The organism is Cellulomonas sp. URHD0024 (genome assembly GCF_000426185.1).
Taxonomy (GTDB): domain Bacteria; phylum Actinomycetota; class Actinomycetes; order Actinomycetales; family Cellulomonadaceae; genus Cellulomonas.
The window spans coordinates 435,733-462,461 of sequence record NZ_AUEW01000001.1; the positions used below are offsets into that span (position 1 = coordinate 435,733).

The 26,729-nt window shown below is 69.0% G+C and carries 30 protein-coding genes and 1 pseudogene; 17 read left to right on the forward strand and 14 right to left on the reverse strand.

What is annotated here, in order from left to right:
* The first annotated feature begins 186 nt into the window (after positions 1 to 186).
* Positions 187 to 720: a MerR family transcriptional regulator gene (locus tag I847_RS0102070; protein ID WP_081680452.1), complete on the forward strand. Its 534-nt coding sequence runs from the start codon at positions 187 to 189 to the stop codon at positions 718 to 720.
* A gap of 31 nt (positions 721 to 751) precedes the next feature.
* Here I847_RS0102070 and I847_RS0102075 read toward each other — a convergent pair whose 3' ends face one another.
* The gene (locus I847_RS0102075) at positions 752 to 1,516 is read right to left on the reverse strand and encodes a ParA family protein (RefSeq protein ID WP_028048349.1); all 765 of its coding nucleotides are present in this window, start codon (positions 1,514 to 1,516) and stop codon (positions 752 to 754) included.
* Positions 1,517 to 1,611: 95 nt separating this feature from the next.
* On the opposite strand from I847_RS0102075, the gene I847_RS0102080 reads away from it, so the two are divergent.
* From I847_RS0102080 to I847_RS0102090, 3 genes are all read left to right on the forward strand, one after another.
* A complete protein-coding gene (locus I847_RS0102080) occupies positions 1,612 to 2,247 on the forward strand; it encodes an MBL fold metallo-hydrolase (RefSeq protein ID WP_028048350.1) in 636 nt (211 codons plus the stop codon).
* A 55-nt stretch (positions 2,248 to 2,302) separates the two neighbouring features.
* On the forward strand, positions 2,303 to 2,443 hold the full coding sequence (locus I847_RS26490; protein ID WP_155855955.1) for a hypothetical protein: 141 nt from the start codon (positions 2,303 to 2,305) through the stop codon (positions 2,441 to 2,443).
* Positions 2,444 to 2,504: 61 nt separating this feature from the next.
* On the forward strand, positions 2,505 to 3,005 hold the full coding sequence (locus I847_RS0102090; protein WP_034608734.1) for a GNAT family N-acetyltransferase: 501 nt from the start codon (positions 2,505 to 2,507) through the stop codon (positions 3,003 to 3,005).
* Between the two features lie 99 nt (positions 3,006 to 3,104).
* Here I847_RS0102090 and I847_RS0102095 read toward each other — a convergent pair whose 3' ends face one another.
* Positions 3,105 to 4,295 carry an RNA polymerase sigma factor gene (locus I847_RS0102095; protein ID WP_034608735.1) on the reverse strand — a complete coding sequence of 397 codons (1,191 nt, stop codon included), beginning with the start codon at positions 4,293 to 4,295 and terminating at the stop codon, positions 3,105 to 3,107.
* Positions 4,296 to 4,300: 5 nt separating this feature from the next.
* Positions 4,301 to 4,711, reverse strand: coding sequence for a YciI family protein (locus I847_RS0102100; protein ID WP_028048353.1), 411 nt, complete (start codon positions 4,709 to 4,711; stop codon positions 4,301 to 4,303).
* Between the two features lie 151 nt (positions 4,712 to 4,862).
* Here I847_RS0102100 and I847_RS0102105 point away from each other — a divergent pair, with 151 nt between their 5' ends.
* Positions 4,863 to 5,405: a dihydrofolate reductase family protein gene (locus I847_RS0102105; RefSeq protein WP_028048354.1), complete on the forward strand. Its 543-nt coding sequence runs from the start codon at positions 4,863 to 4,865 to the stop codon at positions 5,403 to 5,405.
* A 56-nt stretch (positions 5,406 to 5,461) separates the two neighbouring features.
* Here the strand turns inward: I847_RS0102105 and I847_RS0102110 are convergent, their stop codons facing one another.
* A complete protein-coding gene (locus tag I847_RS0102110; RefSeq protein ID WP_028048355.1) occupies positions 5,462 to 6,655 on the reverse strand; it encodes an alkaline phosphatase family protein in 1,194 nt (397 codons plus the stop codon).
* A gap of 415 nt (positions 6,656 to 7,070) precedes the next feature.
* Positions 7,071 to 7,493: a hypothetical protein gene (locus tag I847_RS21505; protein WP_155855956.1), complete on the reverse strand. Its 423-nt coding sequence runs from the start codon at positions 7,491 to 7,493 to the stop codon at positions 7,071 to 7,073.
* 682 nt (positions 7,494 to 8,175) lie between these two features.
* Between I847_RS21505 and I847_RS21510 the strand changes: the two genes are divergently transcribed.
* Positions 8,176 to 8,427, forward strand: coding sequence for a VOC family protein (locus I847_RS21510; RefSeq protein WP_196804450.1), 252 nt, complete (start codon positions 8,176 to 8,178; stop codon positions 8,425 to 8,427).
* A 990-nt stretch (positions 8,428 to 9,417) separates the two neighbouring features.
* Here the strand turns inward: I847_RS21510 and I847_RS0102130 are convergent.
* Entirely contained in the window at positions 9,418 to 9,603 is a 186-nt protein-coding gene (locus I847_RS0102130; protein ID WP_028048356.1) for a hypothetical protein, read from the reverse strand.
* 420 nt (positions 9,604 to 10,023) lie between these two features.
* Between I847_RS0102130 and I847_RS27315 the strand changes: the two genes are divergently transcribed.
* The 4 genes from I847_RS27315 (at position 10,024) to I847_RS0102150 (ending at position 13,707) form a co-directional block, all read left to right on the forward strand.
* A complete protein-coding gene (locus tag I847_RS27315) occupies positions 10,024 to 10,557 on the forward strand; it encodes a hypothetical protein (RefSeq protein ID WP_231384041.1) in 534 nt (177 codons plus the stop codon).
* A gap of 819 nt (positions 10,558 to 11,376) precedes the next feature.
* On the forward strand, positions 11,377 to 11,679 hold the full coding sequence (locus I847_RS0102140) for a hypothetical protein (RefSeq protein ID WP_155855957.1): 303 nt from the start codon (positions 11,377 to 11,379) through the stop codon (positions 11,677 to 11,679).
* A 4-nt stretch (positions 11,680 to 11,683) separates the two neighbouring features.
* Complete coding sequence (locus I847_RS0102145) at positions 11,684 to 12,226, forward strand: hypothetical protein (protein ID WP_028048359.1); 543 nt, start codon at positions 11,684 to 11,686, stop codon at positions 12,224 to 12,226.
* 758 nt (positions 12,227 to 12,984) lie between these two features.
* Positions 12,985 to 13,707 carry a bifunctional 2-polyprenyl-6-hydroxyphenol methylase/3-demethylubiquinol 3-O-methyltransferase UbiG gene (locus I847_RS0102150; protein ID WP_028048360.1) on the forward strand — a complete coding sequence of 241 codons (723 nt, stop codon included), beginning with the start codon at positions 12,985 to 12,987 and terminating at the stop codon, positions 13,705 to 13,707.
* A 35-nt stretch (positions 13,708 to 13,742) separates the two neighbouring features.
* Here I847_RS0102150 and I847_RS0102155 read toward each other — a convergent pair whose 3' ends face one another.
* Together I847_RS0102155 and I847_RS0102160 are read right to left on the reverse strand one after the other, a co-directional pair.
* Positions 13,743 to 14,147 carry a hypothetical protein gene (locus I847_RS0102155; protein WP_155855958.1) on the reverse strand — a complete coding sequence of 135 codons (405 nt, stop codon included), beginning with the start codon at positions 14,145 to 14,147 and terminating at the stop codon, positions 13,743 to 13,745.
* A 388-nt stretch (positions 14,148 to 14,535) separates the two neighbouring features.
* A complete protein-coding gene (locus I847_RS0102160) occupies positions 14,536 to 15,024 on the reverse strand; it encodes a hypothetical protein (RefSeq protein ID WP_155855959.1) in 489 nt (162 codons plus the stop codon).
* Between the two features lie 154 nt (positions 15,025 to 15,178).
* On the opposite strand from I847_RS0102160, the gene I847_RS0102165 reads away from it, so the two are divergent.
* Positions 15,179 to 16,177 (forward strand): hypothetical protein, encoded by a 999-nt coding sequence (locus tag I847_RS0102165; RefSeq protein ID WP_028048363.1) that lies wholly within the window; start codon positions 15,179 to 15,181, stop codon positions 16,175 to 16,177.
* Between the two features lie 68 nt (positions 16,178 to 16,245).
* Here the strand turns inward: I847_RS0102165 and I847_RS0102170 are convergent, their stop codons facing one another.
* The gene (locus I847_RS0102170; RefSeq protein ID WP_028048364.1) at positions 16,246 to 16,527 is read right to left on the reverse strand and encodes a hypothetical protein; all 282 of its coding nucleotides are present in this window, start codon (positions 16,525 to 16,527) and stop codon (positions 16,246 to 16,248) included.
* A gap of 299 nt (positions 16,528 to 16,826) precedes the next feature.
* Between I847_RS0102170 and I847_RS0102175 the strand changes: the two genes are divergently transcribed.
* Positions 16,827 to 17,096 (forward strand): SHOCT domain-containing protein, encoded by a 270-nt coding sequence (locus tag I847_RS0102175; RefSeq protein WP_028048365.1) that lies wholly within the window; start codon positions 16,827 to 16,829, stop codon positions 17,094 to 17,096.
* A 68-nt stretch (positions 17,097 to 17,164) separates the two neighbouring features.
* Positions 17,165 to 17,674 carry a hypothetical protein gene (locus tag I847_RS0102180; protein WP_028048366.1) on the forward strand — a complete coding sequence of 170 codons (510 nt, stop codon included), beginning with the start codon at positions 17,165 to 17,167 and terminating at the stop codon, positions 17,672 to 17,674.
* A 55-nt stretch (positions 17,675 to 17,729) separates the two neighbouring features.
* Here the strand turns inward: I847_RS0102180 and I847_RS0102185 are convergent, their stop codons facing one another.
* Complete coding sequence (locus I847_RS0102185) at positions 17,730 to 18,158, reverse strand: iron chaperone (protein WP_028048367.1); 429 nt, start codon at positions 18,156 to 18,158, stop codon at positions 17,730 to 17,732.
* Positions 18,159 to 18,224: 66 nt separating this feature from the next.
* Positions 18,225 to 20,576 (reverse strand): excinuclease ABC subunit UvrA, encoded by a 2,352-nt coding sequence (locus tag I847_RS0102190; RefSeq protein WP_231384043.1) that lies wholly within the window; start codon positions 20,574 to 20,576, stop codon positions 18,225 to 18,227.
* Positions 20,577 to 20,668: 92 nt separating this feature from the next.
* On the opposite strand from I847_RS0102190, the pseudogene I847_RS0102195 reads away from it, so the two are divergent.
* The 3 genes and pseudogenes from I847_RS0102195 to I847_RS26495 form a co-directional block, all read left to right on the forward strand.
* Positions 20,669 to 21,538 (forward strand): annotated as a pseudogene (locus I847_RS0102195) (LLM class flavin-dependent oxidoreductase); the annotation flags it as partial.
* A 23-nt stretch (positions 21,539 to 21,561) separates the two neighbouring features.
* Positions 21,562 to 22,047, forward strand: coding sequence for a heme-degrading domain-containing protein (locus tag I847_RS0102200; protein ID WP_028048370.1), 486 nt, complete (start codon positions 21,562 to 21,564; stop codon positions 22,045 to 22,047).
* A gap of 77 nt (positions 22,048 to 22,124) precedes the next feature.
* A complete protein-coding gene (locus tag I847_RS26495) occupies positions 22,125 to 22,640 on the forward strand; it encodes a hypothetical protein (RefSeq protein WP_028048371.1) in 516 nt (171 codons plus the stop codon).
* Between the two features lies 1 nt (position 22,641).
* On the opposite strand, the gene I847_RS0102210 is transcribed toward I847_RS26495, so the two are convergent.
* The gene (locus I847_RS0102210) at positions 22,642 to 23,577 is read right to left on the reverse strand and encodes an aldo/keto reductase (RefSeq protein WP_028048372.1); all 936 of its coding nucleotides are present in this window, start codon (positions 23,575 to 23,577) and stop codon (positions 22,642 to 22,644) included.
* Positions 23,578 to 23,749: 172 nt separating this feature from the next.
* Here I847_RS0102210 and I847_RS0102215 point away from each other — a divergent pair, with 172 nt between their 5' ends.
* Positions 23,750 to 24,094 (forward strand): RNA polymerase-binding protein RbpA, encoded by a 345-nt coding sequence (locus I847_RS0102215; protein WP_028046368.1) that lies wholly within the window; start codon positions 23,750 to 23,752, stop codon positions 24,092 to 24,094.
* 20 nt (positions 24,095 to 24,114) lie between these two features.
* On the opposite strand, the gene I847_RS0102220 is transcribed toward I847_RS0102215, so the two are convergent.
* Entirely contained in the window at positions 24,115 to 24,882 is a 768-nt protein-coding gene (locus I847_RS0102220) for a polyprenol monophosphomannose synthase (RefSeq protein WP_028048373.1), read from the reverse strand.
* Positions 24,879 to 26,444: an apolipoprotein N-acyltransferase gene (gene lnt / locus I847_RS0102225; RefSeq protein ID WP_028048374.1), complete on the reverse strand. Its 1,566-nt coding sequence runs from the start codon at positions 26,442 to 26,444 to the stop codon at positions 24,879 to 24,881. The genes I847_RS0102220 and lnt overlap by 4 nt, the downstream gene beginning before the upstream one ends.
* Positions 26,445 to 26,729 lie beyond the last annotated feature (285 nt).

Genomic DNA, 26,729 nt, shown 5'->3' on the forward strand with positions numbered 1-26,729 from the left:
TGAAGGTGAGACTCGCGCACGGCGACACGCCCGGGGGCGTCGTGGCGTCTGCACCGTGACGGGCCTACTGTGGCGGATAGCCGGGCGAGACGTCGTCCTGACCGGCGCTCGACGAGTGGAGGATCCGTGACCAGCACCGAGAATGCCGAGAGCGTCGGCGGGGTCGTTCCCCAGCGCGCCCAGGGCATGCTCTTCGACGACGACCTCCCGGATCTCGACACCTCGACCGGTTACCGCGGCCCCACGGCCTGCCGCGCGGCCGGCATCACGTACCGCCAGCTCGACTACTGGGCCCGCACCGGGCTGGTCGAGGCCTCGGTCCGTCCGGCGACCGGCTCGGGAACGCAGCGCCTCTACAGCTTTCGCGACATCCTCGTGCTCAAGGTGGTCAAGCGCCTGCTCGACACGGGCGTCTCGTTGCAGCAGATCCGGACCGCCGTCGCCCACCTGCGCGAGCGGGGCGTCGACGACCTGGCGCAGATCACCCTGATGTCCGACGGTGCCAGCGTGTACGAGTGCACGTCCGCCGACGAGGTCATCGACCTGGTGCAGGGCGGCCAGGGCGTGTTCGGCATCGCCGTCGGCCGGGTCTGGCGTGAGGTCGAGGGCACGCTCGCGGCCCTCCCGTCGGAGCGTGCGGACGAGGACGAGGACCTCACCGGAGAGCCGTCGCCGCACGACGAGCTCGCCATGCGACGCCAGGCACGAACCGCAGGCTGACCAGCCCGAATACTACGTGCGCGCGTTCCGCCTATCGGCGGGGCGCGCGCAGTGCTCTGTCCAGCAGGGCGTCGAACGTGCGACCGAGCTCGACGGAGGCGGCCCCCGGCCAGGCGTGCACCGGCTGCGCGGCGCCCTGAGCCTGCTGGAGGGCCGCGCGCTCCGGGACGCTCGGACTGAGCAGGAGGGGCCCGTAGAGCGTCTGCAGCTCGTCGAGCCGGAACGCCTGCTCGACCGAGCGGGCCCGCACCCGGTTCACCACGATCCCGAGCGGCTGCAGCGCCGGTGCGGGACCGCGGCGCAGCTCGTCGATCGTCCGCATGGCGCGCCCGACGGCCATCACGGAGAACAGTCCGGGCTCTGTGACGACGATCGCTCGGTCCGCGGCCACGAGGCCCGTCCGCGTGAGGCCGCCGAGCGACGGCGGGCAGTCGATCAGGATCAGGTCGTAGGCGTTCACCCACGACAGCGCGTACCGCAGCCGCTCGACGTCGTTGTCACGCAGCCGGTCGTGCTCGGCCGAGCGCTCGGAGCCGACGAGCACGTCCACGCCCTCGTCGGCCCACGACGACCGGACGGTTGCGGCCTCGATCGTCGCGGCGCCGGGAAGCTCCAGCACCGTGGCCACGTCCGCCGTGTCCGGCCGCGCACCGAGCGCCATCGTGGCGTCGCCCTGGGGGTCGAGGTCGATGACGAGCGTGCGCAGGCCGCGTTCCAGGGCAGCCGACGCCAGACCGAGGGTCACCGACGTCTTCCCGACGCCACCCTTGAGGCTGCACACACCGAGCACCAGCACGGGCGACACCGTATCTGTGCCGCGTGTCGTTCACGAATCGCAGCCCGGACGCCGTTCGGGCGGCACGCAGAGGCCGGTCAGGGGAGACTGCGGGGATGAGCGTCCGACTGTCCCGCTGGGGCCACTCCTGCATCAGGCTCGACCGCGGCGACGACCGCCTGGTGATCGACCCTGGGGCTTTCTCGGACCTTGCGGGCGCCCTGTCCGGAGTCTCGGCGGTGCTCGTCACGCACGAGCACGCCGACCATCTGGCCGCCGATCCCGTGGCGGCGGCAGGGGTCGAGGTCTGGGGACCGCAACCAGCGCTCGACCTCCTGGCGGCAGCCGGGGTCACGGCTGACCGGCTACATGCGGTCGCCGCCGGGGACGCCGTCCACGCGGGTGGGTTCGACGTCACCGTGCTGGGGGAGTGGCACGCCGAGATCCACCCGGACATCCCTCGAGCCGCCAACGTCGGCTATCTGACAGCGGGCGTGCTGCACCCCGGCGACGCGTTCGTCGACCCGCTCGGCGCGGACGTCGACGCGCTGATGACACCGATCGGCGGTCCCTGGCTCAAGATCGGCGAGGTCGTCGACTACGTCCGGTCGGTCTCGCCCGGTCGGCTCGTCACGATCCACGACGCTCAGCTCTCCGCGCCGGGCGTCGGGCTCGCGTCGACGCTCGTGGGTCGCCTCGGGGGCGCGGGGGACCCGATCCTGCTGGGCTCGGGTGAATCGATCGAGCTGTAGGGCGCGCGCTGCCGGACTGGCCGCGTACCGTGATCCTCGTCGGAGGGAGAAGCCCGTGACTCACCCCCAAGGCCACGACGGCCATGCGCACGAGGTGCCCGAGCTCGAGTACGACGAGTCCGTACCACCTCGCCCCGAGGAGGAGATCGCCGACGCCGCGCGGTCGGTACCCGATCCGGCGGGCCACGGCGGCTGACCGGATCAGGCCGCGGCGCGCCCTGACGGCGCCCGTGCCCGACGTGGGGCATTCTGTCCTGGTGCTGATCCAACGCGTAGGCGAGGACGACTGGGAGCTCGTCCGCGACGTCCGTCTGAGGGCCGTGCGTGAGAACCCCCAGATCTTCGGCGCGTCGCTTGCCCGCGAGAACCGGTTCGTGGAGTCGCACTGGCGCATGCGTCTGCGCACGAGCCCCACGTGGATCGCGGTCGACGACACGGGCACCGGCCGAGGCATCGTCCAGATGCTCCAGGAGCCCGGCTCGCCGATCGACGACCGGCACGTGATCTCGTTGTGGGTCGCACCCGAGTCGCGCCGCCAGGGCATGGGCTGGGCGCTCCTCGACGCCGTCCGCCAGGCTGCGGCCGCCGACGGTGCGCGGACGGTCTCCCTGTGGGTCGTCGACAACAACCATGCTGCGGGCGACCTGTCCGTCCGCGCCGGGTACGCACGCACGGGGGAGCGGCAGGCGCTGTCCCGCGACGGTTCCCTGACCGAGGAACGCTACGTGCTCACCATCGTGCCGGAGCAGACGTCCTGAGTTCCGGATGTGACGCGCTCCTCGGCGTCGACGCATCGAGCGATCGCCGTGGCCCGGGCGAGACGTGCCCCTGAGGACCGGTCGTCGGCTCCGCCCGGCTCAGGGTGTCGACATGGCCCTCGCACGCACGGCCTGACGGACGAGGTGGTCGCGTTCTCTGACGTCCGTCGCCAGGTGAGCCGCACGGGCGAACTCCGTGGCCGCAGCCTCGGGATCGCCGTCGAGCTGGTACAGGTACGCGCGGACCGCGTGCCACCGGTGCCGGTCCCCGAGGACAGCCCTGAGCCGGTCGGTCTCACGAAGCCCGGCGGCCGCACCCAGGACGTGTCCGACCGCGACAGCACGCCCGAGCACCGCGGCCGGGTCGTGTCGCACCGGGTCGTCGGTGAGCCCGACCAGGTCGTCGTACCACGCAAGGATCTGTGGCCAGTCGGTCTCGTCCGCTCGCGCCGTGTCGTCGTGCAGCGCGGCGATGGCGGCCTCGATCTGATAGCGACCAGGGCGCTGCAGTTCCAGCGCCGACTGCAGGACGCGAACCCCCTCGGCAATCTGGCGGGTGTCCCAGAGCGTGCGGTCCTGCAGGTCGAGCGTGACGATGCGCCCCTCGGAGTCGAAGCGCGCCGGGAATCGGGCGTGGTTGAGGAGCATCAGCGCGAGGAGCCCACGAGCCTCGGGCTCGTCGGTGGCCAGCGTGAGGTGCCGGGCGAGCCGTATCGCCTCGCCGGCCAGGTCGACGCGCGCCGCGTGGCCGGTGGTGTAGATCACGTAGAGCACGCGCAGCACGACCGCGAGGTCGCCGGGCTGGTCGAGCCGGCGACCCCGCAGCATGCCCTTCGCCCGGCTGATCCGCTGCGCCATCGTCGGCTCCGGAACGTAGAACGCGTCGGCGATCTCCCGAGTGGTCAGCCCACCGACTGCGCGCAGGGTCAGCGCGACCTGGGATGCGGGCGACAGCTCGGGGGAGCAGCAGCAGAACAGCAGGAAGAGGGTGTCGTCGCCTTCCTCGGTCGCTCCCGGATGCGGCTCGACGAACACCGCCTCCTCGCGACGATCCCGGGCGGCCTGGCTGCGACGGGCATCGACGAGCCTCCGTGTCGCCACCGTGGTCAGCCAGGCGCGCGGGTCCCGCGGCGGATGGTCGGGCCATACGCGAAGCGCCTCCAGGAGCGCCTCCTGCAGCGCGTCCTCGGCGGCGTCGAAGTCCTCACCCCGACGGACCAGCCCGGCGAGGACACGCGGGACGAGGACGCGCAGTGCGACCTCGTCCCGCGCTGACGTGTCGTCGACCATGCGACTCAGTCGTTCGCCGGGATCTCGGACATGACCTCGCGGATGTCGATCCACTCGTACAACGGTGTCCCACCCGGACCGGGTTCTGACGAGACGTAGGCCGCGAGCTCGACAGCACGCTCGAACGAGTCGACGTCGATCATGTACCAGCCCGCGACGAGATCGCTCGTCTCGGGGTGCGGGCCGTCCGTCGTCACCGGCGCGGCGTCCGGGCCGCCGTAGCGCACCCAGGTCTGCGTCGGCGTCAGCGCCTGCGCGTCGACGTACTCGCCGTTCTTCTCGAGCAGCTCGGCGACGTGCTTGAGGAACGCCATGTGCGCCTCGACGTCCTGGGGTGCCCACTGGTCCATCGGCGGCACGTCGCGGTGGTCCTGGGGGCCGCCGCGGTAGTGCTTGAGGAGCAGGTACTTCGGCATGGTGCGTCTCCTAGGTGTCGTCGGCCGCGTCGGTCGCGGCCCTTCACCTGGTGAGCGGAGCCGACCTGCGGTTCTCGACATGAAATCACCGATCAAGCCAGGGGACCGGACCGCGTGGACACGGTGCCGCTGGGGCTGGAACCATCGGACGATGGGTTCGAGGAAAGTCGTCGTGTGCGAGCTGCTGTCCCTCGATGGCGTCGCCGAGGCTCCCGACGGCTTCTTCACCGAGTGGGACGACGCCCTGGACGCCGCCGGCGCCGACTGGATCGCCACCCAGGACGCCGTCGTCCTGGGCCGTCGCAGCTACGACGAATGGGCCGCGTTCTGGCCGGGCAGCGAGATCGAGCCGTTCGCGACATTCATCAACGCCGTCCCCAAGTACGTCGCGACATCTACGCCGCTCGACCGCGAGTGGGCCAACGCGAGTGCGATCGGCGGTGAGCTGGTCGACTTCGTGCGGGATCTGAAGAGCAGACCTGGCGGCGACATCGGCGTCCACGCCAGTATCTCGGTCGCGCAGACGCTTCTCGCCGCGGGCGTCGTCGACGAGCTCCGGCTCGCGATCGCACCGACGGTCCCCGGTGCCGGGCGAAGGCTGCTCGACGGGTTGCCGTCCATCCGCCTCGCTCTCATCCGAAGCGTGATCTCGCCGACGGGTCACCTGATCGTCGACTATCGCGTGCTGGGGTAGGCACCGCGGTCACGAAGCTCGCCGGGGGAGAGGTGGTCGTCGCGCCCTTGCGACCTTCAGGGCTGATGCACGGGCGGCTTCGGTGGGTTCGGTCGCACGATGCCGTCCGTCGGTGCAGCAACGACGCTGCCGTCCAGGGTGACCAGCGACGGCATGGGCTGGTCGGTCGGCTCGGGCCACGGCTGCGTGGGCTGCGGTGCCGGCGTGGGGTCGGGCGGAGCGGGTTGCACGATGGTGGACCCCGGCACCGGCGGAACGGGCCGGCTCGACGTCGGATCGACGTGCCCGGCGAGCGAGGGTGCGGTGTCGACCCGCGCGACCCCCATCGGAGGCAGCCCGAGCAGGTCGATGATCGTCTTGGGGATCGATGCGTGGGAGCGCCACTGAGCGTCGATGGCCTGGCCGACCTTGCCGCCGAACATGAGCAGAGGGAGGCGGGAGCCGCCGATCGCCACGAAGCCGTCCGGGTGCAGCGCGTCGGCCACCGTCTCGATCGACGGGGTCGTCACCGAGTCGGCGTACCCGCCCCAGTCGTCCCACGTCAGGATGAAGGTGGTGTCGGCCCACCCACCGCCGTCGATGACTGCCTGCACCCGGTCCCAGACCAGGTTGTGCCCCTTGGTGACGTAACCGGGATCAGACACCTGCGGGGGATGCTCGTCGAAACCCGCGGGGGACCACACGTAGCAGATCTGCGGCAGCGTCCCGGCCTTGGCCATCGGCACGAAGTCCTTGGGCGGGTGGACCTTCTCGTTGCCGGGCGCGGTGCTCAGGCTGGTGTAGTACTTCGTCGGATAGCCGCTCTGGTCCGGGAACGCGGCCCACGACACCCCGGCAGCCTCGGCGACGGTGAAGATCGACGGCAGGTCCCAGACGGGGTGCGGCCCGACGAACGGGGGATTCTTCATCGTCGGCATCTGCCCACCGATGGCGAGCATGTGGCCCGGCGTGGAGTTGGTGCCGGGACCGAAATGGTGGTCGGCGAAGACGAACTGCTTGGCCAGCCAGCTGTAGAACGGTATGACGACGTCGTTGTCGACCTGCGCTGCCAGTGCCGGATAGTCGCCCATCCGGTAGTGCACCCACGCGTTCCGGTCGTGCGGCTGGTCGAAGTCGGGGGGCTGCGTGAGCAGTGCGCCGCCATTCGCTACCGCGGCACCCCACGCGCTCATGGTGGGGAAATAGAAGTCCGTCGTCTTGTTCTCCTGCAGGAACACGATCACCCGGTGTCCCGGGATCGCAGCGGCCATGCGTGCCTCCAGGCGGGATTCATGGGGGTCGTGACGGGGCGTCCGGTGAAATCACGCTACTCGACCGAGCGAATGGCCGCAGCGCGCTCGGACTGGCTCGGACCGGCTGGAGCGCCCGTCGAGTGCTAGTGGCCATCGACGCGCTCCTCAGCACCCGGCGAGGTTCGCGCGCGCGCCTACGGATCTTCTCGATCTGACACGCGAGAGCAGCCCGGAAGCTCCCGCGACTCTCGGGGGAAGGCCAGCGCTCAGACCGGAGCAACGATGCGAAGGCACAGTCCGAACGGTTACTGGCACCCCTGGATATCAAATTGCGTCGCATCCACCGGCCGACCTGCAACGATTCAACGCCCGCGAATCGGCAGGGTGCCCGATCTCCGCTCGGCCCAGCCGCCTTCCGCGGCAAGAGCGGACATCAGGGAGCGCCGCGTTCGGGGTCCAAAATCTCCACGCTTCCGCTCTTGGTTGAGAACTGAGCGCTTCCACGCCACCGGGGTAGCTTGCGCTGAAGTTCTCGGAGTACTCGGATCGACTCCTCGTCTGACATCCCGGACGTGAATCGCCAATCCAGACCCGAGCCGACGACGTCGCTCACAAACACAATCTCGACCGCCAAGAGGACTTGCCGCCAGGCATTCGTCGTGAGCTTCTCGCCCGCTTCGATGCGTGTCCAAAGGGTCCAGGCCTCGCGCGAGAGGTTCTCCGCCCTGCTGAACCCCATCGCGGCTGCCAACTCGTCGGTGGGACGAGCCGGCCCGCTCCAGTCCAAGAGCGCGGCTCGGAGGAACCGCCTCTGCGGCTCGTCAAGTTCGACATGCGTAGCCGACGTCTCATCCATGAGGACGAGGATGGCAGCATCGGAGTCCCCGCTAGCCACCAAACCGGCGAGGTTGGCGGGCGAGTGAGTCGCGCGCGTCCTATGGTCGGAACCATCTAGCCTGGCGACGACAGGATTCCTCGCGCCAGGTGCGAGGAATCATGTGGTCGTCAGTGCGTCGATACCGGTGACGAGGACGAGTCGAGCGTCTTCTGCACGTTCTCGATGAACGTCGCTGGACCCACCAGCAACATGACCACTGCCAGGCTTGTGACGACGAGCGCCGCCACCCGCTCGCGCGCGATCCACCCGGTGCCGTGCCCTGCGCTACAGCGGCCGGGCACCGCAACCGGGTTTCGGCAGCGCCCGCCCCGACGAGTCGGAGCATTGCAGAACACCCGGGTACGGCGCCCGAGAACGGCCGTCCCCACGGCCGACCACAGGGCGACCGCGAGCAAGACGGCTGGGATCCACCTCGTCAGTTCCTCTGCCCTCATGTCAGCCGAGAGTACGAGCGGGCTCTGACACAGGAGGACGTGCTTGCTCAGGGACGCAACGGCCGCGCAAGAGGAGCCCGCGTCGCCAGGGGCTGTGTGTCGTCAGACGCAGTACGAAAGGGCTCGTACTGGCACCGCTGCGTATCAAGAATCGTCGTGTTCGTGGGAGCGGTCGAACATGGTTTCGCTCTCGATAGCCTCTGTGAATGCCTTCGCTCGCGCGCGCCATCGTTTCCCGGTCACAGCTGGACCGCTCGCTCATGTTCTATGAGACGACCCTCGGCCTGCGCCGCACCTGGGTCTCACCGCCGATCGCGAGGCTCCAGGACGCCTCCGGCATGGAGATCCAGCTGCACGAGCGACCGACGTCGGGCAACGACGGGGCCGTTGCCCTGAGCTTCGCAGTCGACGATGTCGGCGCCGCAACGTTCACTCCGTTGCGGCAGGCGCCGAGGTGATTGACGAGCCGGCCGACCAGCCGTGGGTAGAGCGCCAGTCGGTGCTCCGCGACCCAGACCGCCATGGAGGAGGCTCGACCGACCCTGGAAAGGCATGGTAGTGCGACGATATCGAGTTGGAGTTCGCATCCCCCTTCGTTTCACCGCAACATGGCCGCTTGTCGGGTTTCAATTCGACACACAAGGCTTCGCGTTTCGCGGGCCATTCTTGCGAATCTTTGTATCGAATACGATTGGCCTACGGCACGAATGGGGCGACATTTCTAGGCTTAAGGTCTCCGGCCACGGGGTAACCCTGTGGTTTACGGACTCGTCAAAGAGCGTCAAGGTAACCGGTCTATCGCGGCGCCGCTCTGAAAACATCGCGCACGCCGCTCGGATGGGCGGTGTGACGCTCCTCTGATGCCCACAGGGCCGCCGACCGCCCCCTCAACGGGGGGCCCAAACGAGCAACTATACAATTGCCCGTGATGTCTACACGCACGAGTTGAATACTCTGCACCCAGGATGGTGACACATGGGAATTGCCATGGCAATCGGGCCAGTGCGCGGCACCGCGAATATCTGAGCGACGCCGTGTACTTCGCCTCATACGCCAACCGGGACCGGAGAAGGTTTCCGATGCTCGCCGGAATCAACCCAATCGGGAACACTCTCTTCAACAGATTTCAGCGCGAAGGGCTGGCCTCAGAAGCGGAAACGTTGCTCGTCGAAGGCGTTCCAGACAAGGAGCGGCCGGCGTTGGAAGAAATTGTTCGACTGTGCGCTACGCAAGCTCGCATCAGGCCGCATCGGTTCTTGTGGTTCGTTGGCGATGAAGACGGATATCTCCCGGTTCCGCGTTCGTCCGGACCGAACGCCGGGGTCGGCGTATCGCTAGATGCGCGCTTCCGAGATGAAAGCGGAAGCAGTTTGGCAACAGCTGTTGCCAGTTCACCTACGGTCTGTACGGCCGGCAACCTCCTGCTTGCACCAACCGTTGGCTGTAGTTCAGGTGGGGCGGGCGACGTACCGGGCCCAGGTGCCACCGGCGACCTGCTGGTGGTTGAACGCGGTGACGTGGCTGTAGCCGAGCGCATCGGCGACAACGGGCGGCGGTATCTCGTTCACGAGGTCGTCGAGGGCTCGGTTGCGTGCGCCTCGCAGGTCGACTCCGAGGTCGCGAAGGCGGACCATGACGGTGTTCGGGTGCAAGCCAACGTTCGAAGAGGGCTAGAGGATGCTCACGGGCGGGCAACAGGCCTCTTGTTCGAGCCAGTTGTCATAATGTGCATTATCGGTAGTCAACTAGTGCGAGTGCGGCCGCAGGTCAGCGGAGGATCTGTCGCCGCAAATGAACAACAGCCTCAGAGGCCGAGAGCTTGGCCTTAGCTACTGCGAACTCCTCGTCGGACAAGTGTCCAGCGTTCCGCAGGGCTACCAGGCGAGTAACCTCCTCCGCTGCGACATCGGTGATATAAGGTTCACGACACCGCTTAGGCCTCGCGGTGGGGGAAGAGCCCCAACGGTGCAGCCTGTATGTGCGGCGTTCTGTGAACCCGCGTATGGGCGAGGCGCCTACCCGCCGGGCACGCCGTTCGAGTCGGATGGTCTTCCATGAGTGAAGGTAGCTGGGTCGTCGCGTATTGTTTCGGTGAGGGGGATATCGACCCTGAACTCACTGGACTGGTCGAGCGACTCGTTGTGGCCAATGACGGCGAGGTGGCTGAACGGCTCGCGTCTCTCATTGAGTTGAGAGTCGCACCTCCTCGCGGGGGCGTGGGGCGCGGTGCTGGAGCAGTGGTTCGTGCCGTGAGTGCGTGTCTGCCCCTCATGGCCTCATCGGGCAGGCCAGCCGCGCTGGCCCTTATTGGTCAGATCGGCGGCTCGTTGCTGGGCGCTGGCGCGACTGTGGATCAGGAAATGGCTCGCGGCCTGGCAACTGCCCTTCCCTTCTTTGCCGTGGCGGCTCAGTTGGGTGATGTCGACCTACAGGCCGAGTTTGTGGACTTCGCAGCCTTGTGTGCCGCGCTGGACGACAGTGTTGCGTCAGAGGCGTCCTATTACCTTCGCCGAGTGGTTGCGGACATAGGAGGAGATCTGGGCGCTGCGGCGGAGGTCGAGTTGCATCAGTTGTCCTCCAACGAGTGAGAGGCTGACGTGGACCCCGCCGACGTTGACGGGTCAGGTCGCTGTGGTGGGTAGGTGTTCGGGGTCGGCCGAGGTGCGGGCGACCTCGGCGGGGGTGCGGTAGGCCAGCCCGGAGTGCGGCCGGTGGTGGTAGCCGTCGATAGGAAGCGATCTCCTGTCGTGCCTGCTCGATGGTCTCCCACTCAATGCGCCAGGCGCAGCGCTTCTTGAACTGTCCGAACCAGGACTCGATGAACGCCTGGGACTCCGGGTCGCGGTAGCCGCCGCGGCGGTGGGTGATGCCGCGGGCGGACAGGTGCGTGCGGAAGTCCCGCGAGGTGAACTGCGACCCGTTGTCGGTTCCGAGTGTGAGCCTCCCGGCAGCGGCGGCGCGGGAAATGGACGGCGCCTTCGACGCAGGCGACCGTAGACCAACACGACCACCGTGTGGTCGCGCTCGACCGGACGTAGCCCTGCAGCTGCAGCGGCAGCGATGTCGCCCTCTCGAACCGGCGAGCCCCGGTGGTGGCGAGCCGTTCATGACGACAACCCGCCCCGCCGGGGCCAGATCAGGTGACCACACTCCCTACGTCCCCGGCTCCCCCGGTGGCGGCTCGCAGCCCGGCGCAGCGCTGTGGTGCTCGGTCGGCCAGGGAGCCAGGTGCCGGCACACGCGTGTGCGGGCGATGCCGGTCTTGGCGAGGATGTCGGCGCCCTCGTCGACCCACTGCGCCGGCCCGACGTCGACGAGCTGATGATTACTCGAGGCCGAGCCGCGACGGTCAACTCGTCTCAACGCGATACGTCTCTCCACCAGGAAAACGGGACGAGGTCAACTAGATGAGAGAACTCGCCTCACTGCTCCATCGGAACGTCGTCGCACCTCACAGCCCCGAAACGCCCATGTGCATCCGCGACCACGCTGGCTCGCACCGTTGGAATTATCACAACTGGGTCTGGCGGAACATGCGAGAGGCGGACCGCGCCGCACGGGCGCAGTTCCCCGTGGACGCCGACAAGGCGCAACGCACGGCTCTGTTCCTCGAGCTGTCCGAAAAGTGGGTGACGAAGGTGGTGGAGAAGGACCCCAGTATCGTCAGGGCCGGCTATTGGAAGTGTCAGCCGAACTACAAGTGGAGGTGAGCACGTGGTCGATCGCCCCGACTACGTCGAAATCCATGCGACGGACTGGTCCGACGCCGGACGTGTCGCGATGCCCGTGCACCCCTACGCGACGACGCGCCGGCTCAGAGCCGACGGGCACAAGGACGAGCCCTCCGAGCTCGGCTGGACTTGGGCCAGCCCGGAACCCGTCGACGACCTGGTGCCGACGGCTGACGGCATCCGGTTGGTCAGCCCGCGGCTGCGGGAGATCTTCGACGCCCACCTCGGACCCGACGACGAGATCCAATGGCTACCCGGCACCGTCACCCTGCCCGACGGCACCGCACTACCGCACTGGAGCCCACACTTCCCCGTGCACGACCTGCTCAACCATGAGCTCTCCACCTTCGGACCCAGCGGCCTGCCCATCGTCTACGTGCTCTCCCGCGCCAAACTTGCCGGCCACGCCGTCACGGCACTACCCGGCAACCCCTTGACCACCATCATTTCGGCGACCGTCGCCGACGCGCTCCTCGCACTCGACCTCGTCGGCGTCGACTTCATGAACGTGCCGATCGGGCCGTAGACCAACACGACCACCGTGTGGTCGCGCTCGACCGGACGTAGCCCTGCAGCTGCAGCTGCAGCGATGTCGCCCCGTCGAACCGGCGAGCCCCGGTGGTGGCGAGCCGTTCATGACGACAACCCGCCCCGCCGGGGCCAGATCAGGTGACCACACTCCCTACGTCCCCGGCTCGCCCGGTGGCGGCTCGCAGCCCGGCGCAGCGCTGTGGTGCTCGGTCGGCCAGGGAGCCAGGTGCCGGCACACGCGTGGGCGGGCGATGCCGGTGTCGGCGCCCTCGTCGACCCACTGCGCCGGCCCGACGTCGACGAACTGATGACTACTCGAGGCCGAGCCGCGCCGTCAACTCGTCTCAACGCGATACGTCTCTGTACCAGTCAATCCGTGCGAGTTGCATCTGACGCAAGGACTCTGAGGGAGGCGACCCGCTGAGGCGCCCCCCGAGTTTGATAGGCCCGGGCCCATGCTGCCGCCGCGTGCTCTTCAACGGTCGTTTCCTCCACCTACTCGCACCTGACGGTCACGCACGCGTACCAGTCGAGCAGCGCGAGTTGCATCTCCAGGCAGGTTTGATCTGCGGATCGTCGGCCGACTCAGTCGGACGCGCCGACGAAGAAGGTCCTCAGCGCGTCGGCCACTGCATCCGGAGCCTCTTCGCTCAGATAGTGGCCGACATCCGGTACGACCAAGCATGCACGCATACCAAATCAGCCAGTGCGAGGTGCATCTGAGGCACGGGTCCGGAGCCCTAGCATCAACTCGTGCCCGACTATGACGCTCGACTCGTGGATCTCTACGACGTCGACAACCCGGACGGTGCCGACCACGACTACGTGCGATCTCTTGCCGACGAGATCGGCGCACAGTCGATCCTGGACGTGGGATGTGGGACGGGAATTCTGACCGCGACCCTCGTACAGGCCGGTCGACGAGTCGTAGGCATCGATCCGTCCAGCACCATGCTCGCGTACGCCCGTGGCCGCGCCGGCGGTGGCGAGGTGACCTGGGTGCTCGGCGACTCGCGGAACATTCCGGCGGGCCGCTTTGATCTCGCGGTCATGTCGGGGAACGTCGCCCAGCACATCCCGGACCCTGCGTGGGAGCGAACACTGTCGGACATCCGCACGGCGCTCCGGGACGACGGTGTGCTGACGTTCGAGAGTCGCAATCCCCTCGCCCGAGCGTGGACGACGTGGTCGAACGTCGAACCGACGTCCAGGCCCACACCACACGGTCTACTTCGGGAGTGGCTGGATGTCGACGAGATCCAGCCGGGCCGCGTGGTGCTGACCGCGTACAACGAGTTCGTTCAGACTGGCGATCTCGTGATCGAGCACTTGACGCTCGAGTTCCGTGAACGGGAGCAGATCGAGCAGCAGCTCGTCGACGCAGGATTTCACGTCGCCAACGTCTGGGGTGACTGGTCCCGCACGGCCTCGACCAACGACTCACCGCTCATGATCTTCGAGGCACGAAGGAACTAGCCGCCCATTCGGCTGGCGACGTCGCTCGAGGTCTCTCAGCTCTGCTGCGACGCTGTAGCGACGGGCTCGTCCGCCGGCGTGGGATGACCGCCGAGCACGACGGTTGCGTGGTCCGTCTTCAGGGTGAGCTGTTTGCCGTCGAGTGCGTACGTCATGGGCTCGGCGAAGAATTCGTATGCCCAGTCCCGCGGGCCTGCGGCTCCCTCGATGCAGCCGACGAGGGAGACGACCGTGCCGCTGGCGTCCGGGGTGAGGGTCGACCCGTCGATGCTCACGGGGACCAGCGAACTGCCGCACGACACCTGGAGCTCGATGGTGACCTGTCCGTCGACCTGCTCGAACTCGACGGTGAGCGGATCGGTCGCGAGCCACGAGACGTCACTGGCCGCGTCGCTTCCGGACGTGGACACGAACGTCAGGCATGCGAGCTCGCTGGGCACGTGCCCTCGGTCGCAGTCTCCGGCGACGTCGTTCGTCGCTCCGACACCCGAGCCCATCGAGGCGCACCCCGCGAGGCAGGCCGCACCGATCAACGCCGCCGAGACGGGACCGAACCAACGCAGCATTGTTTTCGTCGTCGCCATCAGTTGCTGGTCGCCAGGGTCGCGGCGCGAACGCCGTACAGGATGGCGCGCATGGAATACCCCTGGATGCCGGTTTTCGGTGAATGGGCGAGCGGGTGCGAACCTATCGCCGGCATTGCTCCGCGGAACCTCGTTTCACACCGTGTCACCCGTTCGGGTCGTCGGACCCAGACGGGCACCGGCCCTCAATCCCCTGGGTTGAGCTCGAGACTCTCTCGCGGGAGGTGATCGAACCACTCTCGGATCATTCGCCGGCGGGGCCGACTCGCTTCTGGGTCGCCTCGATCGAGGCCGCTTCCTCGACCTCGAGGTTGCGTGCGGCCACCAGCGCGGCCAGATCCACGTTCTTCGAGAGCCGCCCGACCCCTGCGATCAACAGGCTCAGCCCCATCAACGTCAGCAGCGCACCGATGACGCTCGCTCCCTGAGCGCCATTCGAGTTGTCGACGTACCCGTTCCTGGTCAGGGAGTCGAGCAGTGCGGCTTGCTGGCCCATGTTCCAGACAGCCTGGCCGATGAACGTCAAGATGATGCCGGAGACGAGCCGGCCGGTGGAGCGCGCGAACTGGTAAGACTTCATGGTCGTGCCCTTCGGATTGGTGCGCCCGGCAGAAGACTTTGCATGCGTGCTCCGCGGCGTCACGGCGGGAGCCGGATACGGCTTCGGCATGTCGACGTCATCATGCACCGACGTCGGTCCCGGAATGTAGCGATTGGGTCCTTCGTCATTCAAGCCAGCGACCGGCGCGGGGGCGCCCGCGATCGAGGCGCACCTTGGGGGCATTGACCCGGTTCGTCCAGGTGGCCCACACTCGTCCTGGCTCATAGAGCGCTCTATCGCCGAGAAATGCCACCCCGAACCGCTTCCCCCACTCATCGGAGAGTCCATGAAGCGCCGAACGCTCCGCGCCCGCACGGGCGTCATCATCGTCGCGGTGGCAGCCGCACTCGTCGCCGCACTCGTCACGCCGGCCGCGGCCACCGTGATCACGACTGGCCACGTCGGCAGCGGCTCCCCCGCAGTCGCCCGGGTCGGCGACCGGCTGTACGTCGCTTGGACCGGCACGACCGGGACGGCGGCGGCGAAGTACCTCAACCTCGGCTACTCGCTGGCGAACGGCAAGAACATCGTCAAGCTGCCGCCTGACCCGCAATACACGAACCCGCAGAAGAGCCCGCAGGGTGAGGGGCCGGCGCTGGTCGCCGACGCGACAGGAGGAGCCGGCGTCACGATGGCGTGGACGGCAGGCGACAACGGGAACACGCTGACGGCCGTCCGGTTCGACGGCACGCACTTCGGCTGCTTCACCTCGTTCGCCTTCCTCACCACCGACCACGCCCCCGCGCTCGCCCGAGACCCACAGGGTCGCGCCTGGATCGCGTGGACCGACAAGACCAAGCACATCAACGTCGCCCAGCTGGGCCAGTCGGGGTGCACGGCCGCGGGCGGTGGGCTGATGAACCTCGTCGGTCGACAGGTGCTGACCGCGACCACGCCGTTCGGGCCTGGACTCGTCTACGACTCGAGCGGCAGTAGCGAGCTCGGTGTCCTGGTCGGCTGGGTGAGCGACGACGCGACGCGCTACCTCAAGTTCGGCACCTTCACGGGGACGACGACGCTCACGAACGTCTCGGGACCTCGTGACCCCGTGACGGCGCTCTCACCCCCGGCTCTGTCGTCGGCGGACTCGGACCTGTACGTGGTGTTCCGCGGCGCGAACAGTCACGAGTACCTCGGCTACTCGGAGGGCTGCCGCCCGTCGTGCTTCAGCGCGTCCGACACAGGGACGGTCGTCACGTCCGGGTTCGGCGTCACGCCCTACCTCGGCATCGCGGCGTACTTCGACGCCAAGGGCAGCCTGGCGTTCGACACGTTCTGGCACTGAGGTCGGCGGCGGGACCGCGAGCGTCCAGCCGGGCGCTCGGTCCCGCCGCACGGTCCTGCGCCGACGCGTCAGGAGCGACCCTGGGCTCGATGGTCGGCGTCCAGCGCCTCGGCGTAGTAGTCCTCTGCGGCGCCGCCGACGACGCCCATTCCGTTGAGCTCCCACTCGGTGCCGTCGGGAGCAGACCCGCCCAGAAGTGGGTCGAACTTGACGGCGTCGCGAACCGCTTTCACCAGGTCGCGAAGAAAGTCGGCTCGCTGCTCGAACGTCAGGCGACTCGCTGTCAGACGCACCTCGGAACGCAGCCGAGCCGCGGCCCACTGCGGAGTTTCGACGACCTTCTCGTTCATTGCTCCCCCGTTTCCCACGCTGTCGAGACGCATCCTCTCGGCAGGCACCGACACGCGCCTCCGGGAGTTGGTCGTATCCGGGCGCGGTCGCTCGTCGGACGTGCGCCCGCACGCCGCGGTAGTCGGAGGCGGCCGTCTCGACAAATCACCCGCCAGGGACGATGCCCGGAGGAACCGGGCGCGGGCTACGCTCCAAGCGGGCGGCCCGCAGGAGGGACCGGCCCCGCTCGCGGACGCGGCTCGCCCGTATACCCAGGTGGCGGCACATCGTGCGCGACGCCGGACAGAAGGAGAACACGATGCCGCGGATGCTACGTCGCGCTGCAGTGCTCGGGGCCACGGCCCACGTCGCCGCGAACCGCGGAGCCGCGAGAGCGAACGCCCAGAACGCCGCCGCGCAGGAGGCGGCCGCTCCTGAGCCGGAGGCGGCACCGGTTGCGGCGGCGCCACCCGCAGCCGCGCCTGCGGACGTCTACGCGGAGCTGACCCAGCTGAAGGAGCTTCTCGACGCGGGCGTGCTGACCCAGGCGGAGTTCGACGCTCAGAAGACGAAGCTCCTCAACGCCTGACCAGCAGACAGCGAGACCTGGCGTCCTGGTCCGGGGCGCCGGCACGTTCCGTCCCACAGGAGTTCAGCATGCCCATCGGTCCAGTACAGCTGCTCGTCGTCAGCTTCGAGAAGCCCAACTTCTCGGGAGAGATCCTGGAGGAGCTGCAGCGCCTGCGTGAGAACGAGCTCATCCGCCTCATCGACGTCCTGGTGGTGGAGAAGACGCTCGACGGCGACGTCGTCGCCCTGTCCTGGAGCGACCTGTCGATCGAGGAGGCGGAGGACTTCGGCGCGACGATCGGCGCGCTGCTCGGACTCGGGCTCGCGGGTGAGGCGGGTCTCGAAGCAGGAGCCCTGGCGGGCTTCGAGGCGGGGTCCGACGGCCATGTCCTCGACGAGGAGCAGGCGTGGGACGTCGCCGCGCAGATCCCCCGAGGGAGTGCCGCGGCGATCGCGCTCATCGAGCACGTGTGGGCGACACCGTTGCGGGCTGCGATCGCACGCGCCGGTGGCGTCCCGGTCAGCGACGGGTGGGTGCACCCGCTCGATCTCGTCGAGGTCGGGCTGCTCGCCGCCGACGAGCTCGAACGCGCCTGACATGACCGACGCGGGGCACGGATCCGTGCCCCGCGTCGTCGGACCCGGCCGGAGCTCAGCCGGCCGCCTGCTTCACCAGCGCAGCGATCCGCAGCTCGTCGGCAGCCGTCAACGTCGTGAGCGCGAACTCCGTCGGCCACATCGTGCCGCCGTCGAGCGCCGCCGAGTCGCTGAACCCGAGGGTCGCGTAGCGTGCCTTGAACTTCGCCGCCGGCTTGAAGAACAGCACGACCTTGCCGTCCCTCGCGTAGGCAGGCATGCCGTACCAGGTCTTCGGGGCCAGCCCCGGGGCCGACTCGGCGACGAGGATGTGCAGGCGCTCGGCCATGACGCGGTCGGCGTCCTCCATCTCGGCGATCTTGCCCAGCACCTCGGCCTCGCCGTTGCCCTTCTTGCCGCTGACCTCCCCTGCGCGTTCCTTCATGGCGGCGCGCTCGTCGTCGGTGAAGCCCTGCGTCGTCGTCTCCGTCTGGGTGTTCGTCATGTCCGCCGTCCTCTCGGGTGTCGTGTTGGCCTGACGTTCCCCGACGAGAAGATGTGACAGGCGAACTCACCTGCCGACGTAGGCCGCCAGGTGCTCACCCGTGAGCGTCGTGCGGTCCGCGACGAGCGCCGCCGGCGTTCCCTCGAACACCACGAGCCCGCCGTCGTGGCCGGCGCCGGGGCCGAGGTCGATGATCCAGTCGGCGTGCGCCATCACGGCCTGGTGGTGCTCGATGACGATGACGGACTTGCCCGAGTCGACGAGACGGTCGAGCAGGCCGAGCAGGTTCTCGACGTCCGCCAGGTGCAGGCCCGTCGTCGGCTCGTCCAGGACGTAGACGTCGCCCTTCTCCCCCATCGACGTCGCCAGCTTGAGGCGCTGCCGCTCCCCACCGGAGAGGGTGGGCAACGGCTGGCCGAGGCGCAGGTAGCCCAGGCCGACGTCGACGAGCCGGTGGAGGATCGCGTGCGCGGCAGGGGTCTTCGACTCGCCCGTCCTGAAGAACTCCTCCGCCTCCGTGACGGACATCGAGAGCACCTCGCTGATGTCCCGGCCACCGAGGTGGTACTCGAGCACCGAGGCGTCGAACCGCTTGCCCTCGCAGACCTCGCAGATCGTCGACACGGTGGCCATCGGTCCCAGGTCGGTGTAGATCACGCCTGCGCCGTTGCAGTTCGGGCAGGCACCCTCCGAGTTGGCGCTGAACAGAGCGGGCTTGACGTTGTTGGCCTTCGCGAAGGCCTTGCGGATCGGCTCGAGCAGGCCCGTGTACGTGGCGGGGTTGCTGCGTCGCGACCCCTTGATCGCACCCTGGTCGATGGACACGACGCCGGCGTCGGCCGGGATGGACCCGTGAATCAGCGAGCTCTTGCCCGACCCTGCGACGCCCGTGATGACCACGAGGACACCGAGCGGGACGTCGACGTCGACGTCCCGCAGGTTGTTCGCCTTCGCTCCGCGGATCTCGAGGCTTCTCGACGACGACCGCACCGAGTCCTTGAGCACCGCGCGGTCGTCCAGGTGCCGCCCGGTCAGGGTCCCGCTGGCCCGCAGGTCGTCGACGGTGCCCTCGAAGCAGATCGTGCCGCCCTCGGTGCCGGCACCCGGGCCCAGGTCGACCACGTGGTCGCCGATGACGATCGTCTCGGGCTTGTGCTCCACGACGAGCACCGTGTTCCCCTTGTCCCGCAGCGCCAGGAGCAGGGTGTTCATCCGCTGGATGTCGTGCGGGTGCAGGCCGATCGTCGGCTCGTCGAAGACGTAGGTGACGTCGGTGAGCGACGACCCGAGGTGACGGATCATCTTGGTCCGCTGGGCCTCGCCGCCGGAGAGCGTGCCCGACGGCCGGTCGAGCGAGAGGTAGCCCAGGCCGATGTCGACGAACGAGTCGAGGATCCCGCCCAGCCCCGAGAGCAGCGGAGCCACCGACGGCTCGTCCAGCCCACGCACCCACTCGGCGAGGTCGCTGATCTGCATCGAGCAGGCGTCGGCGATGCTGAGGCCACCGACCTTCGAGGAACGCGCACCTTCGTTGAGCCGGGTGCCACCGCAGTCCGGGCACGTCGTGAACGTGACAGCACGGTCGACGAACGCACGGATGTGCGGCTGCATGGCCTCCTTGTCCTTGGAGAGCATCGACTTCTCGATCCGCGGGATCAGGCCCTCGTAGGTCATGTTGATGCCCGCGATCTTCATGCGGACCGGCTCGTGGTACAGGAAGTCGTGCAGCTCCTGCTCGGTGAAGTCGCGGATCGGTGTTGCCGGGTCGAAGAAGCCGGACTCCTTGTACAGCCGCGTGTTCCAGCCGCCGCCGGTGTAGCCGGGGATCGTGAGCGTGTCCTCGTCGAGCGACTTGGAGTCGTCGTAGAGCTGGGCGAGGTCGATGCTCGTGGCGCTGCCCATGCCCTCGCACCGGGGGCACATGCCTCCGGTGACCGAGAAGCTGCGGCGCTCCTTGACGGTCTCGCCGCCTCGTTCCATCGTGATCGCCCCGGCTCCGGACACGGACGCGACGTTGAACGAGAACGCCTGAGGCGGGCCGACATGGGGCTGCCCGACCCGGCTGAACAAGATGCGGAGCATGGCGTTCGCGTCGGTCGCGGTGCCGACGGTCGAGCGCACGTTGGCGCCCATCCGCTCCTGGTCGACGATGATCGCGGTGGTCAGCCCGTCGAGGACGTCGACGTCCGGCCGGGCGAGCGTCGGCATGAAGCCCTGCACGAAGCTGCTGTACGTCTCGTTGATCATCCGCTGCGACTCGGCGGCGATCGTGCCGAAGACGAGCGAGCTCTTGCCCGAGCCCGAGACGCCGGTGAAGATCGTCAGTCGTCGTTTCGGCAGCTCGACGCTGACGTCCTTGAGGTTGTTCTCCCGTGCGCCCTGCACACGGATCAGGTCATGGCTGTCGGCGAGCGTCACGCGCGAAATCCTGCCACGCCCACTCCCCCGGCGAGCAGCCGCGCACCACCGGATATCGTTGAACTCTCAATGACCGAGCGAAGGTGAACGCGGTGCCCGACTACGGCCACGATCTGGTCTTCGGCAGCTTCCTGACCCCGTCGGCGAAGGACCCACGACGCGTCGTCGCACTTGCCCAGACCGCCGAGCGGGTCGGGATCGACCTCGTCACGTTCCAGGACCACCCCTACCAGCCGGCGTTCCTCGACACGTGGACCCTGCTCGGCTGGGTGGCCGCCTCGACCGAGACGATCCAGCTGTCCGGCAACGTGCTGAACCTGCCGCTGCGTCCGCCCGCCGTGCTCGCCCGCGCGGCCGCCAGCCTCGACCTGCTGTCCGGCGGACGGTTGGCTCTCGGGCTCGGCTCGGGGGTGTTCTGGGACGCGATCGTGGCCATGGGAGCACCCCGTAGGACGCCCGGGGAGAGCGTGACCGCGCTCGACGAGGCGATCGACATCATCCGCGGCATCTGGGACGCCGACGAGCGCACTCCCCTGCGGGTGCGCGGCACGTTCCACTCCGTCGACGGCGCCAAGCGTGGCCCGGCTCCCGCGCATGACATCCCGATCTGGCTCGGTGCGTACAAGCCGCGGATGCTTCGGCTCGTCGGCACCAAGGCCGACGGGTGGCTACCGAGCCAGGGCTACCTGCAGCCCGGTGACCTGAGCCGGGGCAACGCGACCATCGACGAGGCGGCGCACGCGGCCGGTCGTTCCCCGCGCGACGTCCGGCGACTGCTGAACCTCACGAACGGGCCGCAGGGGTCGACCGCGCAGTGGGTCGACGAGCTTCTGCCGTTCGCGCTCGAGGACGGCATCGGGACGTTCATCCTCGCCGGGGACGACGAACGGCTGCTCGCGGTCTTCGGGCAGGAGGTCGCGCCGGCGTTGCGGGAGGCGGTCGCCACCGCGCGGTCGACTGCCCCACCGCGTGCCACGATGTCGTCATGAGTGCCGACGACGTCACAGAGATCCAGCACACGATCGCGACCATCGAGCAGCAGGAACGCGACCTGGTGTTCACCGCGTTCACCCACGACGACGCGTGGCAGCTCGGCTGCCTCCTGGTCGAGCTCGGTGAGGAACGCGACCTGCCGATCACCGTGGACATCCAGCACGGAACGCAGCAGGTGTTCCATGCCGCGCGGGCGGGCACAACCGCAGACAACGACTCCTGGGTGGCCCGCAAGGTGCGCGTCGTCCTGCGCTTCGGTGCGCCGTCCTACCTGGTCGGGCTTCGGGCCAAGGCGAAGGGCACGACGTTCAACGAGCAGCACGACCTTCCCCTGCGCGAGTACGCCGCGCACGGCGGCGCGTTCCCGATCCGGGTGCGCGGCGTGGGCGTCGTCGGCGTGGTGACCGTCTCGGGCCTCCCCCAGGCCGACGACCACGCGCTCGTCGTCGAGGCCCTGACGGCGCACCTGACGGCCTGAGCCGACCACAGCCCCGGCCGCTCTCCTGAGGTCCCGGTCGACCGTCCCGTCGCCCGCTCCCGTCTCACCCTGGTGGCATGACGGCACACGAGGACGACGACTGGCTCGACGAGGAGTGGGACACCCAGCTCAGTGCGGGGCGGAGCGCATGGGAGGCGCTCGACTGGGACGACTCCGGTCCCGACGACGACCTGCCTCCGCCCCCACGCGGTGCGGTCCGGACCCCGGACGACGCGCTCGCGGTCCTGCTCGGTCTCGTCGGTCCGGAGCGGTCCGGGGAGCCCGCGCTGTGGTTCGTGATGCTCGACGCCGAGGGATGCACGTTGCCGGTGGCGCTGCCGATCTCCGACATCCCGATGCGCGCCGATCCGGAGGTCGTCGGCGGCGTCATGCGAATCCTCGGCTCCGTGCTGGACGACTACGCGCCGGGTGGTTCCGTGCTCGTCGGGCTGGTGCGCGAGGCGGGCGGTGACCGAGGGCTCTTCGAGTCGTCGTGGGCGGGATCGTTGCGCGAGGGCGCCGACGAGGCCGGCGTCCGGCTGTCGGGGCTCGCCGCGATCGGTGCGGACCGCGCGCGGATGCTCGAGTGGTGAGTCAGCCGACGGGGCCAGGCGCCGCGTCGTCGATCGCCGCGAGCTGGTCGAGCGTCGGCTCCCACAGGATCGACGCGACGTTGGCACGCAGCTGCTCGGGCGTCCGCGCGCCCGCGATGACTGTGGCGACCGCAGGCTGCGCGGCGAGCCCGCCGAGCGCGAGCGTCGGTAGCGTGATGGCCCACTCCCGCGCCAGGGCCTCGAGCGCCTCGATCCGGCCGAAGTCGGCGGACGCCAGCCGGTCGGGCCAGCGTGACAGGCGCGACCCCTCGGGGGCGCCGTCGTCTCGGGTGTACTTCCCGGTCAGCAGCCCCGACGCCAGCGGCACGTACGGGATCAGCGCGACGCCGACCTGCTCGAGCGCCGGGATCAGCTCGGCCTCCGCGTCACGCGCCAGGAGGTTGTACCGGTTCTGGGCGGACACGAGCGGCGTCGCCCCGGCGGTCCGCGCGCTCCAGTCCGCGTCGACCACCTGCCAGGCCGCGAAGTTCGACGATCCGAGGTACCGGACCTTGCCCTCCACGACCAGCTCGTGCAGCGCGCCGAGCGTCTCCTCGATCGGCGTCACCGGATCGGGCACGTGCATCTGGTACAGGTCGATCCGGTCGGTACCGAGCCGCTGCAGCGAGGCCTCCACCGCAGTGCGGACGTACGCGCGTGAGCCCGGGGCGACACCCTCCGGCGCGCCGGCACCGAACTTGCTGGCAAGGACCACGTCGTCCCGGCGACCTGCCAAGGCTGCCCCGAGCAGCTCCTCGCTCTGGCCGAACGTCCCGCCGTAGACGTCGGCCGTGTCGAAGAACGTGATGCCCGCGTCGAGCGCCTCGACAACCAGCGCGGGCACCCCGTCGGGCGCGAGCGTTGCGCCGAACGTGTTGCATCCCAGGCCGGCGACGGACACGGACGGCCCGCTCTGGCCCAGCTGCCGGACCGTCATCTGCCTGGTGGGAGCGTCATGGGTCACTCAGTGACCCTAAGCCTCTCCGCCACATACTGACGGCGTTCACCATCCCTTCACGTGGACCTGGAACACTGGAGGGGCCTCCACCGTTGGAACCGGTGGAAGTACACGCTCTCGACGGCCGTACAACGGCACGGAGGATCTCAAGATGGCAAACCGGTCCCTGCGCGGCATGCGCATCGGGTCCCACAGCATGGAGACGGAAGACGGCGTCGAGTTCGCGCCCCGCCTCCAGGCTCACTACGACTGCCCCAACGGGCACACGATCATCCTGCCGTTCTCGGTCGAGGCCGATGTTCCGGTGGTGTGGGAGTGCCGTTGCGGCGAGGAAGCACTGCTCCGCGATGCCTCTCGTCCCGAGGTGAAGGCCGGCAAGCCGCCGCGCACGCACTGGGACATGCTGCTCGAGCGCCGCACGGTCGGCGAGCTCCAGGAGCTCCTGGACGAGCGCCTCGACCTGCTCCGCTCGGGGAAGCTGCGCCGCAGCGCCTGAGGCTCGCGAGATTCGGGCTCTCAGCCCGCAGAACGCCTGAACGCTCCCGCCACACGGCGGGAGCGTTCTGCTATCCCCCACCGGGTCACGCTGAACAGTGCCTCCACGACGATCGCCCGGCTCATCTTCGACGTCCCGAGCTCGCGCTCGACGAACGTGATGGGGACCTCGACGACGCGTGCGCCCTGCCGGACCGCCCGCCACGCCATGTCGACCTGGAAGCAGTAGCCCTGGGAGGCGATGTCGTCCAGCGCGAGGTCGCGCAGCAGGGCCGTGCGGTAGGCGCGGAAGCCGCCCGTCGCGTCGCCGAGCGGGATGCCGAGGATGATCCGCGTGTACGTGTTGGCGCCGCGGGACAGGATGTGCCGGCTCATCGGCCAGTTCAGGACCTTGCCCCCGGGCACCCACCGCGACCCCAGCACCAGGTCCGCGTCCCGGAGCGCGTCCAGGATCCTGGGCAGGTCCTCCGCTCGGTGCGAACCGTCGGCGTCCATCTCGACGACGACGTCGTAGGAGCGCTCGAGCGCCCAGTGGAACCCAGCGATGTAGGCGGTCCCGAGGCCGAGCTTGCCGGACCGGTGCAGGACGTGCACCCGTCCGGGGCGTGTGCCGTCCTGCTCGGCGATCTTCTCGGCCAGCTCGCCGGTGCCGTCGGGCGAACCGTCGTCGACGACGAGCACGTCCGCGTCCGGCACGTGAGTCGCCAGCCGGTCGAGCGCGATCGGGAGGTTCTCGCGTTCGTTGTAGGTGGGGACGATGACGAGCACCCGGCCGACGGAGCTCGTCATGCGGCGCTGCCGATCCGGTCCTCGCGACGGCGGCCGCGGGCTCCGGCGATCCCCGCCCCGACCATGACGAGCGCCAGGCCGTCGATGACCCAGGCAGGCCACGACCCCAGTCGCGTCGCGAGCGTCAACGAGTCGCGCAGCGGAAGCGACGCCACCATCTGCGCCGCCGTGAACAGGTCGGTGTCCTGGGACACGACGCCGTTCGGCTCGATCACGGCGCTGACGCCGACGGTCGAGATCTGGACGGTCGCCCGACCGTGCTCGATCGCGCGCATCCGTGACATGGCGAGCTGCTGGGTGGACTCGTCCGACTCGCCGAAGGACGCGTTGTTCGTCTGCACGACCAGCACCTCTCCCCCGGCTCGGACCGCGTCGCGCACGATCGCGTCGTACGCGACCTCGAAGCAGATGACGTCGCCGATCCCGACCGTGCGGCCCAGACGTTCGGACTGCAGCGGGAGGTAGCCGGGCTTGTCGCCGGGCAGCATATCGCGGGTCACCAGGTCGACTGCCGACGAGAAGGGCCGGACGAGCGACCGCAGGGGGATGTACTCGGCGAACGGCGCGGGATGCTGCTTCGAGTAGGAGGCGGTGACGCCCACGCCGGGCTCCCAGAGGACGGCCGTGTTGTACCGGCCGCCGCTGTCCGGGTACTGGACGGTGCCGACGAGCATCGGCGCGTCGACCGCGGTGGCGGCGTCGTCGATCAGCTTGGCGGCCTTGCCGTCCACCTGGGGGTCGATGTCCGACCCGTTCTCCGGCCACAGGACGAGATCGAGCTCGCCGGGCGCCACCTGGTCGAGCAGGGCGTAGGTGCCGTCCACGTGGTTGTCGAGAACCGCTTCCCGTTGCCCGAACGCGTCGAGCCCGGTGCCGGGGACGTTCCCTTGGACTGCGCCGATCTTCAGGGTGCCCTGTTCGTCCTGCGTGTCGAGCGGGATGAGCAGCCCGACGGCGAAGAGCACCACGACCGTCGCGACGGCCGCACCGAGGCGAACGAGCCGAAGCCGTCGCGCCGTGAGCCAGATCCGGGCGAAGAGCACGCCCACGGCGACCACGATGCCGCTGAGCAGCGGGGTGCCGCCGATCGCGGCGAACCCGGCCAGCGGCGAGTCGGCCTGCGAGAACGCGAGCCGGCCCCACGGGAAGCCACCGAACGGCCACGTCGCCCGAAGCTCCTCGACGGCCACCCACAGGACCGAGAAGACCACCACCTGCAGACCGGCGCTGCGCCAGACGGCCTCGCCCCGGCGCGCCCACGCCCACGCCGCCCCGAAGAGGGCGACACAGGACGCCTCGAGGGTGGACAGCGCCAACCAGGGCACCTGCCCGACGGCGTCACCGGTCCAGCTGATCAGCGGGACGAAGAACGCGAGACCCCAGAGCAGGCCCACCAGGGCGTTCCACCGTGCACTGTCGCGCCGCAGCGCCAGGTAGAGCAGGGCGCTGCCGAGGAAGGCGGTGCCCCACCAGCCGGGCGCGGGGAAGGCAAGCCGGGTCAGGTAGCCGCCGGCGACCGCCAGGACGAGAGTCCACCAGCGGGCAGGTTCACGGGCGGGCACCACTGGAGAGTACGTCAGGTAAACGCTCCGGATGGCTGCCGCCCGCGGCGGCGCGCTCCGGGCGCCGACCGACCGGCCCGCGTGTCCTTCGTACCGGTCGGCGTGCAAGCGCACGGACCGTTGTCTACTGAACACGCGGGCCCGGTCGGAGCCCTAGCTCCCACCTTTGCCCCCCATGGCCCGACGTCGTCGTGGGCATGTTGCTCCGGTGGATCTCCTGAAACCTACCGAGTTCCCAGGGAGTGTCAAGGCCGGATCGGTGCAGGTGAGAGCCGTACCCGCAGG

What these genes read in the sequence shown, in the direction of transcription:
- I847_RS0102070 (WP_081680452.1), top strand. Translation starts at nt 187, where the DNA reads ATGCTCTTCGACGACGACCTCCCGGATCTCGACACCTCGACCGGTTAC.
- I847_RS0102080 (WP_028048350.1), top strand. Translation starts at nt 1,612, where the DNA reads ATGAGCGTCCGACTGTCCCGCTGGGGCCACTCCTGCATCAGGCTCGAC.
- I847_RS0102095 (WP_034608735.1), bottom strand. Translation starts at nt 4,295, where the DNA reads ATGGTCGACGACACGTCAGCGCGGGACGAGGTCGCACTGCGCGTCCTC.
- I847_RS0102100 (WP_028048353.1), bottom strand. Translation starts at nt 4,711, where the DNA reads ATGCCGAAGTACCTGCTCCTCAAGCACTACCGCGGCGGCCCCCAGGAC.
- I847_RS0102105 (WP_028048354.1), top strand. Translation starts at nt 4,863, where the DNA reads ATGGGTTCGAGGAAAGTCGTCGTGTGCGAGCTGCTGTCCCTCGATGGC.
- I847_RS0102110 (WP_028048355.1), bottom strand. Translation starts at nt 6,655, where the DNA reads ATGGCCGCTGCGATCCCGGGACACCGGGTGATCGTGTTCCTGCAGGAG.
- I847_RS21505 (WP_155855956.1), bottom strand. Translation starts at nt 7,493, where the DNA reads ATGGATGAGACGTCGGCTACGCATGTCGAACTTGACGAGCCGCAGAGG.
- I847_RS21510 (WP_196804450.1), top strand. Translation starts at nt 8,176, where the DNA reads ATGCCTTCGCTCGCGCGCGCCATCGTTTCCCGGTCACAGCTGGACCGC.
- I847_RS0102130 (WP_028048356.1), bottom strand. Translation starts at nt 9,603, where the DNA reads ATGGTCCGCCTTCGCGACCTCGGAGTCGACCTGCGAGGCGCACGCAAC.
- I847_RS27315 (WP_231384041.1), top strand. Translation starts at nt 10,024, where the DNA reads ATGAGTGAAGGTAGCTGGGTCGTCGCGTATTGTTTCGGTGAGGGGGAT.
- I847_RS0102140 (WP_155855957.1), top strand. Translation starts at nt 11,377, where the DNA reads ATGAGAGAACTCGCCTCACTGCTCCATCGGAACGTCGTCGCACCTCAC.
- I847_RS0102165 (WP_028048363.1), top strand. Translation starts at nt 15,179, where the DNA reads ATGAAGCGCCGAACGCTCCGCGCCCGCACGGGCGTCATCATCGTCGCG.
- I847_RS0102170 (WP_028048364.1), bottom strand. Translation starts at nt 16,527, where the DNA reads ATGAACGAGAAGGTCGTCGAAACTCCGCAGTGGGCCGCGGCTCGGCTG.
- I847_RS0102175 (WP_028048365.1), top strand. Translation starts at nt 16,827, where the DNA reads ATGCCGCGGATGCTACGTCGCGCTGCAGTGCTCGGGGCCACGGCCCAC.
- I847_RS0102180 (WP_028048366.1), top strand. Translation starts at nt 17,165, where the DNA reads ATGCCCATCGGTCCAGTACAGCTGCTCGTCGTCAGCTTCGAGAAGCCC.
- I847_RS0102185 (WP_028048367.1), bottom strand. Translation starts at nt 18,158, where the DNA reads ATGACGAACACCCAGACGGAGACGACGACGCAGGGCTTCACCGACGAC.
- I847_RS0102200 (WP_028048370.1), top strand. Translation starts at nt 21,562, where the DNA reads ATGAGTGCCGACGACGTCACAGAGATCCAGCACACGATCGCGACCATC.
- I847_RS26495 (WP_028048371.1), top strand. Translation starts at nt 22,125, where the DNA reads ATGACGGCACACGAGGACGACGACTGGCTCGACGAGGAGTGGGACACC.
- I847_RS0102210 (WP_028048372.1), bottom strand. Translation starts at nt 23,577, where the DNA reads ATGACGGTCCGGCAGCTGGGCCAGAGCGGGCCGTCCGTGTCCGTCGCC.
- I847_RS0102215 (WP_028046368.1), top strand. Translation starts at nt 23,750, where the DNA reads ATGGCAAACCGGTCCCTGCGCGGCATGCGCATCGGGTCCCACAGCATG.
- I847_RS0102220 (WP_028048373.1), bottom strand. Translation starts at nt 24,882, where the DNA reads ATGACGAGCTCCGTCGGCCGGGTGCTCGTCATCGTCCCCACCTACAAC.